Raw genomic sequence first — 15788 nt, 5'->3', positions numbered from 1 at the left:
AATTTTAATCCTTATTTATTGGACTGTAACAAGTCCCTTTTCGCCCATTTTCGAATCATGAAATCGAGATCTCTCATCAGAAGTGGTTTTGTCATAAAATCATCCATGCCGGCAGAAAGGCATCGGTGTTTTTCTTCTTCCATCACGTTGGCGGTAAGGGCTATGATTACAGGCTGTTTTGTGATGGTTTGTGACTGACGAATGCATTTAGCGACAGTGATTCCATCCATATCCGGCATTTGGATGTCGACAAATAACAAATCTGGACTTTCGGAACGAACCATATCCAGCGTTTTTTCTCCATTCTCAGCCTGTAAGTTGGTATATCCCAGCTTTTTCAAAAATAGGTTGGAGACTTTTTGACTGATCGGGTCATCGTCGGCGACCAAAATCTTTAAAGGATATTTTTCTGCCAAAGAAGAGTCTGTATTTCTTTTTTGGTTTTGGGTCGCCACATCCGAGGTTTGTTCTGACTTTAAGGATTCTAATCCAATTTGTGCGGAAAATTGAAATGTGAAATTGGATCCTCTTCCATAAACACTTTGAACGGAAATGGATCCTCCCATCTCTTCTATTAATTTCTTAGTGATGGCAAGACCGAGTCCTGTTCCTATTGTTTTTTCTGTTAGGTGGGAGTGGACTTGTGAGAACGGTTGGAACAAAACTCCCATTCGGTCTTCTGGAATCCCAATCCCTGTATCTTTTACAGAAACTTTCAATCGAACCATATCTTCTTTTAAAGTAATGGTTTCAACAAGAACAGTGATGGCACCTTTTTCTGTAAATTTGACCGCGTTACTAATTAGATTGGTCAAAACTTGCGCAAACCGCCTTTGGTCTGTGATCAGCAAGGCGGGTGGTGGATTTAAAAATTCTAATTCAATTTTGAGTTGATTGGGATCTGTTTGCGCTTTGAAAAGATTGATACAATCCTTCATGAATTTTTGTAGTGGGACCGGTTCTGAATGTAATTCAAATTGACCAGCCTCCAATTTGCTTAAATCCAAAATGTCGTTGATCAGTAATAAAAGATTGTCGCCGCTAAATTGAATTAGGTTTAAGTATTCTTTTTGTTCCTCAGATAAATTGGTTTGTTGTAATAACTGAGTCATTCCCAAAACTCCGTTCATGGGAGTTCTGATTTCATGACTCATTGTGGAAAGAAAATTGGTTTTGAAATTTACTTTTGCTTCTGCACTTTCTTTTTCTTGTTTGAGTCTTTCTTTGTTTTTGAAATTTTGTATCATCCTGTCTGCAATGAATAGAGCTTGTGAAAGACCAAATACAAGAAATCCGTATTGTGCAAGATAGGCGGTTCCTTTTTTTGCAAACTCAGTGAGGATGTCTAAAGAAAATAAACACATGGTAGCAATCACAGAAAACAAAAACAAACGACTTCCAGGTACCTTTAAAAAAACACCATGAATGATGGGGTAAAGTAACCCAAAAAGAGCAAGAAGTGATAAAAGTAAATGGAGAGCTAAAAATTTAGAAAAAGTAAGTAGATCGAGGGGGAGGGCAAAGAATAATAAAGATGCCACAACGAAGTTTACACGATAAATGGTTTTGTATCTTTCTTCATTATAAATTTCTTTCACATACAAAACAAAAGCAAGATACAACAGAACAAAACTAATCCCATTGATCCGGACCATAATTTCATAGGCGCCTAAAGGAAGATAATTATAGATAAACCGAGTTTCTCCGATGCTTAATAAACGCATCGACGCTAAAAAACAAACAGCTGCAAATAGGATATGGGTTTTTTCATCTCTCCAAAAAATGTATAAAACAAAATGAAAGAATGCTAAAGTGAGTAGGGAAGTTAATACAAAAATATCTCTGCCAATGGTTTCTAGATAGGATTTGCCTATTCCTGAATGTGTTCCTAAAGTATAAGGTGTTGCCACACCGCAGATATGATAATGGAAACAAGAAATTTTTAAGGACAGTTTGATTTCGTGGTCTTTCGAGTCGGGTAAGGCTACGGTTTGGATATTGAGATGGGGGACTTCTGCGGCGAAACTCTCTCCAATGATTCCCGATTTGTATATGGTTTCTTCACCCACAAGAATTTCAAAAGCATTGCGAGTCACACCATTTTGCAGATACAATGTTTTTGTATTTTCGGGAACTAGGATGGTTAGGCTCAAACGAGCAAATCCTGTTGGATATTTTTCTAAAGAAGAATTGCTCCAGTGTCCTGGAACGACCGTGAATTCATTACTAGGAGAATCTTTGTCTGGATTCCAATTTTTCCAATCGATCCTCCATTCGCCATTGAGGGAAACATTCCCCATAGTTTCAAAGTTCCAACCACGAAGATCCAAGACAGCTTTCTTAGCAAGAGGAGGATTTGCGATCTTACTGGGTCCACAACCGAAGGCCGTCGTGATCAGTAAAATCAAAAGGAAGATTGGTTTTTGTATCCGCATTGCCTTCCTCTTATTGGACGAAAGAAAACAAGTAAATCAATGAACTTTATGAAAAGGACATCCACCGCCTTACATAGGCAAGAGCCCAATCAAACAGGTTCGGTTTTCGTAGATATCCTAGTTTCAAAAGGTTTTCTTTATTTTGAAAGCCTTTTAGTTTATCAGGATTTACTAAATTAAAAATAGTATCAATCCGGTTCCCTTGGGTAGTAAAAATTTGGACAACGCTCGGTCCATCTTCGGAATACCCAATGAGAGCCAGAGAGCCGTTGGCATACCCAAAATAGATTTCTGTGGATTTTGATGCCTTTGCCGTGGTTCTTGTCAGTAGTGAGATTACCCTTTGGATTCCAGGAATCGGGATCCTTGCTGCATGCACTTTCCCTCCACCGTCAGAAAATGCAACTACATCCTCTTTGAGTAAGTTGGCGAGTGATTTTGTGTCTTGGTTGTAACAAGCAAAACTAAATTCCAATAGTAGTCTGGAATGGAGTTTTGGGTCTGGATCAAATTTTTTCTTTCGAGATTGGATCGCATTGCGAGCCCGACTCAAAATCTGTCTGCAATTGTCTGTATTTTTCCCTACGATCTCCGAAATGGATTCATAATCAAAATCGAATAACTCTCGTAAGATGAAAACGGCTCGTTCGGTTGGATTGAGTGTCTCTAAAATCACCAAAAAAGCAAAATTAATCTTTTCATCATCAAAAACGTTCGCAGTCTCTGGTATAGGTTCGGGTAAATACGGGCCGATGTAGGATTCTTTTTTTCTGGATGCTTTTTTTAAAAGATCAAAGGCAAGTCTTGCCGTGATACTTCCTAAATAAGATTTATGATTTTGGATTGTCGACTTTTCGGCGGAGAGCCATCTTAGATAACTCTCCTGGACAATGTCTTCTGCATCCACATAACTTCCTGTAATGCGGTAGGCTATGGAGAAAAGATAATGTTTCCATTCTAGAAAAAATTCTAGATCATTCATACCACCAGATCTCCTGCCACCATTGGTTTTGAAATGCGTTTTTCTTTTTCCAAGATCGGATTTCCTTTGGGCCAAAAGTAAAATCGAAAGGGAAGATTTTTTTCCATCATTAGAGAGAAAATCGTGAACCTATTGACAAGTTCTTTAATGAAAGCTCCCCACTTACCTTTGATGATCCATTCTTTTGGTTTGTCATCACCATGAGTCATTTGGATGAGACCATCCTCTCGTCCCAGGGACATACATCGACCCGCAAATTGGAATGAAAAGGGAGATAAGTTTTTTCCCTGTATCACATTGGCAAGGTGGTCCGCAATGTAAGCACCCATCGGTAAAGCAGTCACACAACCCATACGTAAGATAGAATTTTCTAAATAGGCAGAATCGCCGGCAACAAAAACTTCAGGATATTCTAAGGAACGAAGGAAGGGGTCTACGTAAATTCGGTTTTGGGAATTGGTTTTAAACCCGGATTCTTTCGGAAGAGAAGAACTTTGAAATCCCGTACAATTGATGATACAATCAAAGGACCGTTTGGTTTGATTTTCAAACTGGATTTCATTCCCTTCGATTTTATCTATTTTCGTTTTATCCAAAACCTCGATTTCATTTTTTAATAGATAAGTGTGCAAATATTCTTTTGCCTTTTTAGAAAAGGAAGATCCGAGTTCGCTACGATCAATGAGGGTTACCCTAGACTTCGGATAAAAATATTTCCATTCGGTAGCCATTTCGAGACCGGTAAGTCCACTTCCAATGATACAAAGATTTTGAATTTTAGATATCTCTTTTCTTTTTAGAAATTCTAAAACAGCATCTTTGGATTGGATGGAATTTTCTTTTGTTTGGATTTTTCGAATCTCAGAACTTCCCAGAGCAATGACCAAATAATCATAATGGACATTTTGGTTTTTGGCTTCAATGATTACTGTTTTTTCTTTGGGGAGAATGCCAGTAACCTTTGTTTGTAAAAAGTTAACATTGGTTCGGAGAAGGTCTCGAATCAAAATTTCTTTTTTTAAACCAGCGGATGCAGTTTCGTGATACCTTATTCTTTCCTTAAACCCTGAGGATTCAGAAATTAGAACAATTTCAGCATCTTTCACTTGTTTGTCTAAACGGTTGGCCGCGATGATCCCTGCATACCCTGCACCTAAAATCAATATTTTTGGTTTCATTTTTTTACCTCGTGATAAAGACGAGATAGGCCTAGAGTTTTGTGACAGGGTTTATGAAAAAATTTCAGCTTGATTTAACAGCTGATACTATCCAGGATCACTCATGCAGAAATTGAATGGGAAATATCATTTTATTTTTATTGGAATTATATTGTTTTTCCCCTTTTCCTTGGTTTATGGAGAAGGTTTTGATCGTGGGAATCTGATTTTTTATGGTAATGGTGCCTTTGGAATTGGAGACAATTCGGGAACCTTGGAGAAAAAGGTCGAAAAAACAAATTTCCCTAATTTTCTAGTATTGAACTCCCCTTATGCGGACGCCGCATCCAATTTCATGAATTATTATGCTCTACAAAATGTTTTCAAACACCAGACAGATCTTTCTAGCCGAGTTGGTGAATTAGGATTTGAGTATGGACTTTTCCGATATTTTGGAATTGGACTTTCGGTTTCGAATCAAACCATCACTGCTTCCAATTTTCGATCGGTTGACGAAAGATTCGTTATACTTTATTCTTTATTAGGTTCGGATTATGGCGCCTTACTAAATCGATTGAATCAAGGTGAATATTATAATATAGCAACGCAAAAACGAAGAGATGTGTTTAACTCTACTTCTGGCGATCTCAGTTTATTTTTCCATTTTCAACCCAATGACCCAGTAGACCCTTATATCAGAGTTGGTGGAGGTGCTGGATATGAACGATTGTTTGGAGGTGCCACCAATCGTGTATTTGGTGCCATTGGTTTTCGGTATCATTTGAATGAAAGGTTTTTCTTAAATGCAGAGTTAGAACATTCAAATGTCTATATGGTGAATTATGATCCACCAAACTCCGGACATAAAAATAAAGGAAACTTTGAAGAAAGTTTTTTCAAATTTGGAATGGGAGTGAGTGTTTCTCTTTCTGGATCTAAAACCCAAGAACCGGAAAACAAAATGGAAACCGTTTCCAGTGCTGTCGGCTCGCAAATTCCCATACAAACGAAGGAACCTGTATCCGAAACTAAACTAGATCGTTTTGTTTTCCTTGCGAGTGAAATCTTCGATTTACCAACGAGCCATATCCATTTGGAAGGTCGAGCCCGTTTGGATGCCATTGCTCGTAGTTTGGAAAATGAATACAAAGAATTTGATGTCCAAGTGATTACTTATACTACTCCTTTCAGAGAAGATGTTCCCGGAAATTATGAAAACTATGATTTAGGATTTGAACGTTCCCAGGCCATTTCTCGAGTTCTCCGTGAAAAGGGAGTTAACTCCAGAAGGATCATTGATTCCACACAAGGCTCAGCCATGTACAATGTGGATTCTAAAGAAAAAGTGGTGATTGAGCTTAGAAAAAAGAATAAATAGTTTTTCTAAAGCCCAATCCTTTTGAACCAACTTAAACCTTGGCGCTAACGCTTGTTCCTTGGTTTAGTTCCAAAAGTTGTTCTGTTTGTCTACGGCTTGTTATACAAATTTCTGGATTCTCTTTCATGGATTCACCAAAACTAGGAATCATTGTTTTTAATTTTGTTTTCCATTCGGGTGATTGCATTTCTTTGGGAAAACAATCTGCCAATACTTCTAACATAATGGAAACAGATGTGGAGGCGCCGGGACTAGCTCCGAGTAGGGCTGCAAGGGATCCATCTTTTGCGGAAACAACTTCGGTTCCAAATTCTAGAACTCCACCTTCTTCTTCATCTTTTTTGATGACTTGTACTCTTTGGCCTGCCACTACCAATTCCCAGTCTTCTGATTTTACTTCTGGAAAGTATTCTTTTAGAGCTTCAATCCGATCTTCATGTGACTGCATGGCTTGACTGATTAGATATTTTGTTAAAGGAAGGTTGTGCATTCCGGCTGACAACATAGGAAAAATATTATCAAATTCCAAAGACTTCACTAAATCTAGATACGATCCTTTTTTTAAGAATTTGGTCGTAAAACCAGCGTAAGGTCCAAATAATAATTCTTTTTTTCCTTCAATGATCCTTGTATCCAAATGAGGAACAGACATAGGAGGGGAACCAACATTGGCCTTCCCATATACTTTTGCAAAATGTTGTTTGATCACATCTCGATTGCGACATCGTAACCATTGACCACTCACTGGAAATCCACCGAATCCCGCTGCCTCAGGAATATCAGATTTTTCTAAGAGGGGAAGGCTTCCCCCACCAGCGCCAATAAATACAAATTTGGCTTCATGGTGTTCCTTTTCGTGAGTTTGGATATTATTTGAAGTTAGGTGCCAAAATCCATTCTCACTACGTTCCAAATCTTTCACATCTTCAAAGTAATGGACGTGCACATCGGGAAAACTTTCCAAATACCGAAACATGGAGCGAGTGAGACTTCCAAAGTTAACATCGGTTCCTAATTCCATTTTGGTTGCGGCAATTGGTTCTGCGTTGTCCCTACCTTTCATCACAAGGGGAAGCCATTCGGTTAGGGTGGATTCGTCTTCTGTATAAACTAAATCCTTAAAAAGTTCATATTTTTTTAAGGCCTCAAAACGTTTGCGGAGAAAGGAAACATTTTCTTCTCCCCAAACAAAACTATAATGAGGAACGGAATGAATGAATTCATCGGCATCTATGATTCGTTTGGTGCCAACAAGGTAGGCCCAAAATTCTTTGGAAATTTCATACCACTCTGCAATTTGGAGGGCTTTTTTGGTTTGGATGGAACCATCTTCGTTTTCAATGGTATAGTTTAATTCGCAGAATGCAGAATGTCCGGTACCTGCATTGTTCCAAGCATTGGAACTTTCGCGTGCTGCCGCGTCTAACCTTTCCAATACAGTGATTGTTAGGTGGGGTGCGAGTTCTTTCAAAAGAACTCCTAGGGTGGCACTCATAATTCCGGCACCAATCAGTATCACATCGGACTTCGTTCTAACTGTATCTTTTTCTTTCATCCTCTACCTTCTGGCTATTTATTGACAACTTTCGTGATTCCCATTCTGTCCAAAGACTAGGGTAACTTAATTGAAAGCATTCTTCCTATTTTTGTCCGTTCTGACATCCTTACTTGGATTTATCTATTATTATTCTACCTTTCGTTTGATTTCAGGACTTTCACTGAATGGGCCGGTCGTAACAATGATTTTACTAGGGATTGGGGCTCTTGTTTTGCTCGTTCCACTGACTTATGTTTTGAGTCGAACCTCAAAACGGGAAAAAACTCAGACCTTTTTTGCCTATGTCACTTTCACTAACTTCGGATTTTTTTCCATCCTCTTCACTTTGGTCCTTCTTATGGATTTTTTACGTTGGGTTGATCTCGGGATTGTTACGCATTATTCGCAAATTTTATTTTCCAGTTTGATTCATTTTGGATTTCCTCTGGACGGAGTGACCGAAGTCAAAAACTTTAGTTTGGCTTTTTCTACCATAGTGGCCGCGACCGCCCTGAGTTCTCTTGGGTTTTTCAACGCTCATGTTCGCCTCTTATACAAACGAGTTACCATACCCGTGAATGATCTACATCCCGATTTACAAGGCTTTAAAATTGTACAAATCTCAGATGTACACATTGGTCCTACGATCAAAGAAAAATTTTTAAGACGAGTTGTAAAACGGATCAATCTGCAAAAGCCGGATGCAGTTGTGATCACTGGAGATTTGGTAGATGGACCTGCCTCCACTCTCAAACACCATCTCAAACCTTTGGCTGACATTCAGTCGAAGTATGGAACATTTTATGTAACAGGAAATCATGAATACTATTCGGGAGTTCTTTCTTGGTTACCGGAGATTCAAAACTTAGGTGTCCATATTTTACTCAATCAAAATCAAATTTTAAATGTGGGCAAAGCCAAATTACTTATGGCTGGCGTGACTGATCTAAATGCAGGCAGTATCATCAAGTCCCACCAAACAAATCCTAAGCGAGCTATGGAAGGAGGAGAAAATTGTGATTATAAAATTCTACTCGCACACCAACCCAATAGTATTTACGAAGCAAGTGATGCCGGGTTCCAATTACAAATTTCAGGACATACGCACGGAGGCCAATTTTTTCCTGGAAATTTGCTGATTTATTTTGCACAGAAGTTTGTCTCTGGCCTTCATAAGTATAAAAATTCGCTAATATATGTTAGTCGGGGGACTGGGTATTGGGGCCCTCCATTTCGGCTGGGTGCACCTTCTGAAATTTCCATTCTAGAACTCAAGTCTGCTTGATTTTTCCTAATGATTAGGATACTCCTGATTTTCGAATCCTGAACGCTTGCGGGCGTTTGTTCCCTTGGGAAAAAAATTAACTAAAGTAGATGAAGTCTCTTCCGATTTTCTAAACTATTGACAAACGAGACGGCGGATCACAAGCGAATGAATCAGAATTTACTCATCAGGAAGTTGACAGTTGCTATTGAAGCTCCCTTATACTTACTCATTTTTCCTTATTTTATTAACTTTTGCCTGTTTGCCTCACGTTTTGATACAGAGACCCTCATTCAATTAGGAATCTTAGGAACTCTCCTTTCCCTAGTCCCCTTGGTGATCGGTGTTGGCCTTAGAAATCGACGGCTCAAACGATTGTTAGCCTACTCGAAAGACACAGATCTTAAAACACGGGAAGGTTTAAAGAAAGGACTTTTAGAACATCCGCATTGGGAGGGTCGAGTGATCCTCATTCGTTGGACAGTTTCTATTTTTGGATTTTCTTTTATGGCAGTAACTCTACTTGGGCTTCCTTGGATAGAAATTCTGGCGCTTCCTTATGCCTGTGTAATGCTTCTACCCATCATCTATTTGGCCTTTTATTTTCAAACAGAAGTGTATTTGAGCCCTGTACTTAAGGCCAAAGAGTTATCTACTGTTCTTTTAGATGAAACCAAGATTCGTATCTTTGGTGTATTCCAAAGAAATCTATTTACAATGATTGCCGTGGCACTTTTACCGATGTTAACTTTTGGTTATTATTTGTTCTTGATTCTATTAACAGAGTTTCGATCTCCTTATTGGTTTTATCAAATGCCCATTGTTTTTATCATGATGGTTGTGATCATCATTTATGCGGCTTATGTCGGAAGTAAATCTTTAAAAGAAGATATTGATAACCTAAACCATTCCATTGAAAAGTTATCCAAGGGGGAACTTTCGGAGACCATCCCCCAACTTTCTGCAACAAACTTAAGTCATACGATCACCAAATTGAATTTATTTATGGAGTCCTTACGCCAATACTTTCGAACAGCAAAGGATGAAGCAGTATCTCTTTTAGCCACTTCCAAGTTAATTTTGGATAAAGGTGGAGTGATTGATTCTCAGGTCAGTTCAGAAAAAAACAAACTCGATTCTACTTTAGAATCCGTAAACCAAATCCAAAGCCTTTCACGAGCAACCTACGAACGTGTACTTTCGCAAAAAGATAAAACCAATTTTTTGGCCACAGAACTCACTCGTGTCACTGATGAGATGACAAACCTTTCTATCAAAGCGGAGGATTTGGCAAAGAACACGGTCCATTCGATTGGTACTGTGCAGGTGGCAAAGGATGCCATCCAATCTGCCTATGAAAAGGTAGAAGTGATGAACCAAATGAGTGAAGATATCAAAGCTACGATCTCCATAGTCGAAGATATTTCTGATCGTGTGAATTTACTTTCTCTGAATGCATCCATTGAAGCGGCAAGGGCAGGGTCTATGGGGCGAGGTTTTGCTGTGGTTGCAGGCGAAGTCTCTCGCCTTGCCGATGAAACGGCAAAAAATATTGAAGACATCAAACGAGTGGTGAAGTTATCCCAAGTGGCCTCCAAAGAAAGTTTGGAATCCATGAAAGAAATCATTTCTACCAATGAAGATGTAAAATCAAAATTTGAAGAGATATCAAAAGTGGTTCAGATGTTTGGTCGCACCAGTGAAACCAGTTCCGAAAATGTAAAATCCTTAAAAGATCTTGTGGGTGAGTTCCAACGCGATGCAGAACAAATCACTTCGGAGATGAAATTACAAACAGGTTATACCGAAGAATCCAATACCAACTTACAAGAGTTATGGGAAAATCATTCCAAAATCTCCACAACTTTTGGCGAAATTTCCGAAGAAGCCAATCGTTTGCAAAAGGTATCTGATTCTATGGAAAGGATTGTCTCCAGGTTTCGGTTTTGAAACCATCCGATACAACGGATCATTGCAAAAGAATTTGAATTGTTGCTATTTCTGAGGAATTGGCGTTGGATTTTGACCTCTGCATAGAATCTATGTCTCCTAATCTAGGAATGGAAGAATGTATGCTAGTAAATCTTTTATTTGTAAAAGATTCTAGATATATTGCGTTTTTCATCGGATTTGTTAAGAGTTGAAAGTTGGGATTTTTCCGTGGACTACTAAAAACGGAGATCCTCAAAAAATTACTTTCATTCCAAGCTGTCTTATTGTTTGTTCTTAAATCAAACGATAACATTCAAAAATATGATCAAACAAGCTCTTCATAGACTCTTTTCTTTTAACATCCGTACTCAGTTGATGATCTTTATTTTTTTAGTTCTCAATTTAGTACTAGGCCCAATTTTTTATCTCGTCTACCAATCTGCTAAAGGCCAAATCATAAATCTTGGTGCAGAGTTGTTTAAAACCTTAGCAACTGATTCAGTAGCAGTCATTGATTTGTTAAATGAGGATGTGAAGGCCGGAAAAATAAATTTAGAGGATGCCAAAGAAAGAGCCAGGATATATATTTTGGGTCCTAAAGGCCCTGATGGGGTTCGCGATTTGTCTAAAGGAAAAATGTCCGCCAAATTGGATATGAGGGTTTGGGCATCTCAACCGAATGGTGTTTTTACAATGAACCCTTTCAACATTGAAGGAGTTAATCTTTGGGATTACCAGGTAGATGGAAAATATACCGTAAGAGACACTTGGTCAAATAAGGAAAGAACAGGAAAAATAGTTTATGAATTATGGCAAGAGGGGAAGGAACCGACTCATTCTTGGATTGCTTATCAGATCTATTACGAACCTTGGGATTGGATTGTTGGTTCTGGCGGTAGAGAAACTATTTTTTATGAAGAGCGTCTTAAATCACTTTCCTATTTATTTCTATTCGGTGCTATATTTGCGTCCATCATCTCATTAGTATTTTCCTATTTCTTTGCCGCTATCTTCGCACGGAAAATTGCTCAGGTGAAGTCATTAATTGGAAAAGCGAGAGAAGGTGATTTGACTTCAAAGTCAACCAATGTATATAGAGATGAGATTGGATCACTGCTTACTGATTTTGATCAAATGACAAATAGTTTGCGAACTATGATTCAGGTTGTTTCACAATCCTCGCGTGAAGTTCTAAAATCAGCAGATCAGTTGATCGAGAGTGCGAATGGCTCTGCTAATGTAGCTGCTACGATTTCAGAATCAATGACCCAAGTGCGAAGTAATTCAAATATCCAATTGGAAGCTTTTTCTGAAAATAAATCTGCAGTTGAAGAAAACACTCTTGCGATCACAAAAATTGCAGAGGCCACTTATGTGGTTTCGGAATTGTCAAATGGTGTTTTGGAAAAAGTAGAAGAAGGTCAAGACATCGTAAGAAAAACGATTCATCAGATGGAGATCATCAATTCCTCAGTGAATGGAATTTCTTCAAGTATCAATACGCTTGGAGCAAACTCGAAAGCCATTGGACAAATCGTTGAAACGATCAATCAGATTGCAAGCCAAACGAATCTACTTGCTCTGAATGCAGCAATAGAAGCAGCGAGAGCAGGAGAGGAAGGAAAAGGTTTTGCTGTTGTTGCCGATGAAGTCAGAAAATTAGCAGAACGATCCGAAAGGGCAACTAGACAAATTTCGGTAATCATCGATGAAATCCAAAAAAACACACTTGATTCCATTCAGATGATGGAAAAAGGAAATCAGGATGTGGGAGTTGGAGTAGAGATGGTGAATGTTGTCGGAAATACCTTTCAGTTGATTATCTCTGCAATTAAGAAAGTCAATGATGAAATCCATGGTGTTTCCTCGACTACAGAAGAAATATCTGCTAGTACTGAAGAACTCAATGCAAACACAGTTCAATTGATTGAGCTAACTAACATTATTAATGAAAATACAAAAGAAGTTTCGATTTCCTCGGTTTCTCAATTGTCCGAAGTATCGGCTGTAAAAGAAGCTGCGAATCGATTGAGTGAGCTTGCAAAAGATTTAAATCAAGAAATCGGTAAGTTTAAGATTTGAGCTACTTTTTGAAAAATAGAAACCTTCGTTTTCTTTTAAAAAACGAAGGTTGTGTCTGATTCGATTCGATAGACCGATTATTTTACCGATAGAATAACAAAGTCATTTCCTTTAATTCCATCTCTGTTTATAGTCCCGATGCAAAATAGAAACTACGAGAATCCGTTTGGCCGGCAGAATCTGTGACCCTTAATAGGAATGTCCACCCTGGTCCAAACCATCCAGTTGCCCCACCAATGAGAAGTCCTGAATTTGAATCCAACCAAGAGTGAGTCGGTAGACCACCTTCGTATGTCCAGTAGTAAGGTGGTGTTCCTCCTGTAGCAACAAACTGAAAGTCCCAAGGCAAAAACCAACGACCGGCAGGACAATGAATTTGGTCAATGGCACCACAGTCTGCAATGATATTCGGTCTTTGTGGTGGAGGGACTAAGGCGGTGAGTGTCGCACCGATATTGATTCGTCCGCATCCAAAGTATTCTCTATCGGTTGCAGGATTTCCGGTTTGCGTTAATGGTTTCGCCTGACTACACATAGCTCTTAAAATATCTTTGGGATGGTAATTGGAATCAACAGAAAGGATTAGAGCCGCAAGGCCAGAAACCATTGGGGCTGCCATCGACGTTCCCGTTTTGAATAAATAAATACCATTCGTGGATGTAGACAAAATATCTGTACCTGGTGCCGCTATATCTACTTTTCCAAAATTGGAATTATAAAATTTGCTCGTAAAAGAAGATGAGGAATCTAAGTTTCCTACTGAAATCACTTCATTAAATGAAGCAGGATAAAAAGCTTGAGATTCTGCAGTTCCGGGATAGCCAGAAAACCTTTTACCATGATTCCCTGCCGCTGCAACAACAACTACGCGTTTGGCCTCAGCATAGCGAACAGCATCTTTCTCTAATGAATGCGTCAGGGCTCTTACGAGGCATCCCCATTGGCAGTATTCGTAGCCATAGCCACCTAGGCTCATGTTAATAACTTTGGCTCCAGCATTTACAGCATCAAGAATACCATATGCGATTAAACGATCAGTGGATGTTGCCTGGTTTAGAATATCCGGATAGAAAACATTGATGGAGATAATTGGATTTGACCAAGTGATCCCAGCAACACCGATTCCATTATTGGTGGCAGCTCCAATGGTTCCTGCGACATGAGTTCCATGATCCCAACCATTTTCCCCATTGAATAAAGGCCTGGATATAGCCGAATGAGTGACACATTCGTATGGAAAGATTCCCCAGTGATAGCAGGTGGCAGGTTCAAAGGATCGGTTTTGAATGATCTTTCCTGTTAAGTCAGGATGCGTATCATCAATCCCCGAATCGATCACTGCAATTTTTACTCCCGGTGAACCTGTTGTGATATTCCAGCCGTTATAGGCATTAATAGCTGTTAAATAGTTAACTTGGAATTTATTGCAAAAGAAACAGTTTTTATCAGCATCTGGATCGTTCGGAACGGCATCTACTTGCGATTTTGTATTCGTTGTTATCGATTCAATCTCTGGTATGTTTGCTAGGGCAAAGTTGACTTGAAGCAAATCTACTTTTGCTTCAAAAAGAAGGAAGTAGGTTCGGTCTAGGCCAACGAGTTGGGCTGTTTCTGAATCTACATTGGTTGTATCTGAAATAAATGGCAAAATGCTGAGAACCGAATATTTTTCTAAGATAAGATCAATTTCTTTGATTCCCACTTTCTTGGAATCAAAGTCTGCGATCGGGTTTTTCAGTTTCAGTTTCAGGATTAGGATTCCAGGAGTGTAGGGCAGCTCAAATGTTGCCTTAGTGATCTCTGCGATTTGATTTGGTAGAGAGAATTCATTTCCAGAACTAATATATCGTAACTGACTTAAGTCGAAATTGATTTTTAGAATCGTAGTAAGGCCTGTTAGTATTTCAAAACTACCTAACATCTCAATGGTTGCTCCCGTAGATAAATGGAATCCAAAAGAATTACCATTCACATCAACTTTCCCTTGGTTAGAATCTAAAATCAATTTGATTGATTTGTATCTTCCGCTAGGTATTTGGGGTAATGAAGCAATTCCTGGGGCTTGGTTTCCAAACATGAGAAGATCAACTTTGTTTGGAATAAATCCAGTTTCGATCTCTAATTCATCTTCCGAAGTGAAGATCATATTTTTGATATTGACCTCCCGTTTGTTTGGAGTGATTTTCCCGATCAAAGGCGATGAGTTTCCGTAAATTGAATTTGTATCAGGTAAATTGGTATACGAGCCAATGATTGCCACTTTACCAACCTGCGCGCCACTTGGATTGATTTGGTATTCTCCTGACTTTATTTTTTCTGCTACGATACTTGCTTGGATTTCTCCTCCCGCCCGGATAGGATCCTTATTTTCTTCAGGCGAGTTTGTCGGAGGAGTTATGTAAAATAAGGACGTGAATAAGCCATCATTGTTGGATGATTTTTTGTTACAATCTATCGTAATGATAGATGAAATTACGATTAATAAGAATATTATTGTTTTTTGAATTATCTTTGTTGTTCGCATGGATAAGTAAAACTGAATATAACGAATGTTTGAGTCAACGTCTTTTGTAGTTAATGTTAAAAACCGGGCGATGGTTTATTGTTAGCGGACGCTAGTTTGTTTTTTATTCCATCGCAGACTTTATGTTTGGTTATGAACTATATTCAATTTGCATTCGAGTGTTGTTGGGGGGGGCATATAACGGACGCTATGTTTTCGTTCACTCGTCCTTGTTGCGTTGCTTAGGAGACATAAAAATTGTTTTCCGTTCTGGATTTCCCTCCCTTTTCCTACTTTGCCATTGAGTCTTTCTTCGTAAAAAAAACGCAAATTGTCTCATAAATCTGGATAATTTTTATAAAATGGGTTTGACTTGGGGTGTACATTCCCAATGATGGTGAAACGGTGATTGAGTTAAGCCCGGAAGGGAACTGATTCGAATGCTAATTAAGATCTTTTACAACATACACAGTAGCGTGACTCCAAGACAATTCTAGCGAGAAAAAACCGAGGGAATG

At 38.8% G+C, this 15788-nt stretch carries 9 protein-coding genes; 4 read left to right on the top strand and 5 right to left on the bottom strand.

Annotated features, from left to right (window positions below; translation table 11 throughout):
* Window positions 1-11: 11 nt before the first annotated feature.
* The 3 genes from JWG41_RS05895 to JWG41_RS05885 are packed head-to-tail and all read right to left on the bottom strand — an operon-like array spanning window position 12 to window position 4595.
* A complete protein-coding gene (locus JWG41_RS05895) occupies window positions 12-2435 on the bottom strand; it encodes an ATP-binding protein (protein WP_205269014.1) in 2424 nt (807 codons plus the stop codon).
* Between the two features lie 46 nt (window positions 2436-2481).
* Window positions 2482-3417, bottom strand: a complete 936-nt coding sequence (locus JWG41_RS05890; RefSeq protein ID WP_205269013.1) for a sigma-70 family RNA polymerase sigma factor — start codon at window positions 3415-3417, stop codon at window positions 2482-2484.
* Window positions 3414-4595 carry an NAD(P)/FAD-dependent oxidoreductase gene (locus JWG41_RS05885; RefSeq protein WP_205269012.1) on the bottom strand — a complete coding sequence of 394 codons (1182 nt, stop codon included), beginning with the start codon at window positions 4593-4595 and terminating at the stop codon, window positions 3414-3416. Before JWG41_RS05885 ends, JWG41_RS05890 begins: the two co-directional genes overlap by 4 nt.
* Window positions 4596-4698: 103 nt before the next feature.
* Here JWG41_RS05885 and JWG41_RS05880 point away from each other — a divergent pair, with 103 nt between their 5' ends.
* Complete coding sequence (locus JWG41_RS05880; RefSeq protein WP_205269011.1) at window positions 4699-5952, top strand: OmpA family protein; 1254 nt, start codon at window positions 4699-4701, stop codon at window positions 5950-5952.
* Window positions 5953-5983: 31 nt separating this feature from the next.
* Here the strand turns inward: JWG41_RS05880 and JWG41_RS05875 are convergent, their stop codons facing one another.
* Window positions 5984-7507, bottom strand: a complete 1524-nt coding sequence (locus JWG41_RS05875) for a malate:quinone oxidoreductase (RefSeq protein WP_205269010.1) — start codon at window positions 7505-7507, stop codon at window positions 5984-5986.
* 70 nt (window positions 7508-7577) lie between these two features.
* Here JWG41_RS05875 and JWG41_RS05870 point away from each other — a divergent pair, with 70 nt between their 5' ends.
* From JWG41_RS05870 to JWG41_RS05860, 3 genes are all read left to right on the top strand, one after another.
* The gene (locus JWG41_RS05870) at window positions 7578-8774 is read left to right on the top strand and encodes a metallophosphoesterase (protein WP_205269009.1); all 1197 of its coding nucleotides are present in this window, start codon (window positions 7578-7580) and stop codon (window positions 8772-8774) included.
* Window positions 8775-8921: 147 nt separating this feature from the next.
* Window positions 8922-10703, top strand: a complete 1782-nt coding sequence (locus JWG41_RS05865; RefSeq protein WP_205269008.1) for a methyl-accepting chemotaxis protein — start codon at window positions 8922-8924, stop codon at window positions 10701-10703.
* A gap of 303 nt (window positions 10704-11006) precedes the next feature.
* Complete coding sequence (locus JWG41_RS05860) at window positions 11007-12767, top strand: methyl-accepting chemotaxis protein (RefSeq protein WP_232373760.1); 1761 nt, start codon at window positions 11007-11009, stop codon at window positions 12765-12767.
* 127 nt (window positions 12768-12894) lie between these two features.
* On the opposite strand, the gene JWG41_RS05855 is transcribed toward JWG41_RS05860, so the two are convergent.
* The gene (locus tag JWG41_RS05855; RefSeq protein ID WP_205269007.1) at window positions 12895-15027 is read right to left on the bottom strand and encodes a S8 family peptidase; all 2133 of its coding nucleotides are present in this window, start codon (window positions 15025-15027) and stop codon (window positions 12895-12897) included.
* Window positions 15028-15788 lie beyond the last annotated feature (761 nt).

This window comes from Leptospira chreensis (assembly GCF_016919165.1).
In the GTDB taxonomy this organism is placed as follows: domain Bacteria; phylum Spirochaetota; class Leptospiria; order Leptospirales; family Leptospiraceae; genus Leptospira_A; species Leptospira_A chreensis.
Note: the sequence above shows the minus strand (reverse complement) of the source record. Positions and strands in the feature narration are given on the sequence as shown.

Excerpts from the sequence above, each read along its gene's own strand:
- JWG41_RS05885 (WP_205269012.1), bottom strand. The coding sequence starts at position 4,595 with ATGAAACCAAAAATATTGATTTTAGGTGCAGGGTATGCAGGGATCATC.
- JWG41_RS05880 (WP_205269011.1), top strand. The coding sequence starts at position 4,699 with ATGCAGAAATTGAATGGGAAATATCATTTTATTTTTATTGGAATTATA.
- JWG41_RS05865 (WP_205269008.1), top strand. The coding sequence starts at position 8,922 with ATGAATCAGAATTTACTCATCAGGAAGTTGACAGTTGCTATTGAAGCT.
- JWG41_RS05890 (WP_205269013.1), bottom strand. The coding sequence starts at position 3,417 with ATGAATGATCTAGAATTTTTTCTAGAATGGAAACATTATCTTTTCTCC.
- JWG41_RS05875 (WP_205269010.1), bottom strand. The coding sequence starts at position 7,507 with ATGAAAGAAAAAGATACAGTTAGAACGAAGTCCGATGTGATACTGATT.
- JWG41_RS05860 (WP_232373760.1), top strand. The coding sequence starts at position 11,007 with ATGATCAAACAAGCTCTTCATAGACTCTTTTCTTTTAACATCCGTACT.
- JWG41_RS05895 (WP_205269014.1), bottom strand. The coding sequence starts at position 2,435 with ATGCGGATACAAAAACCAATCTTCCTTTTGATTTTACTGATCACGACG.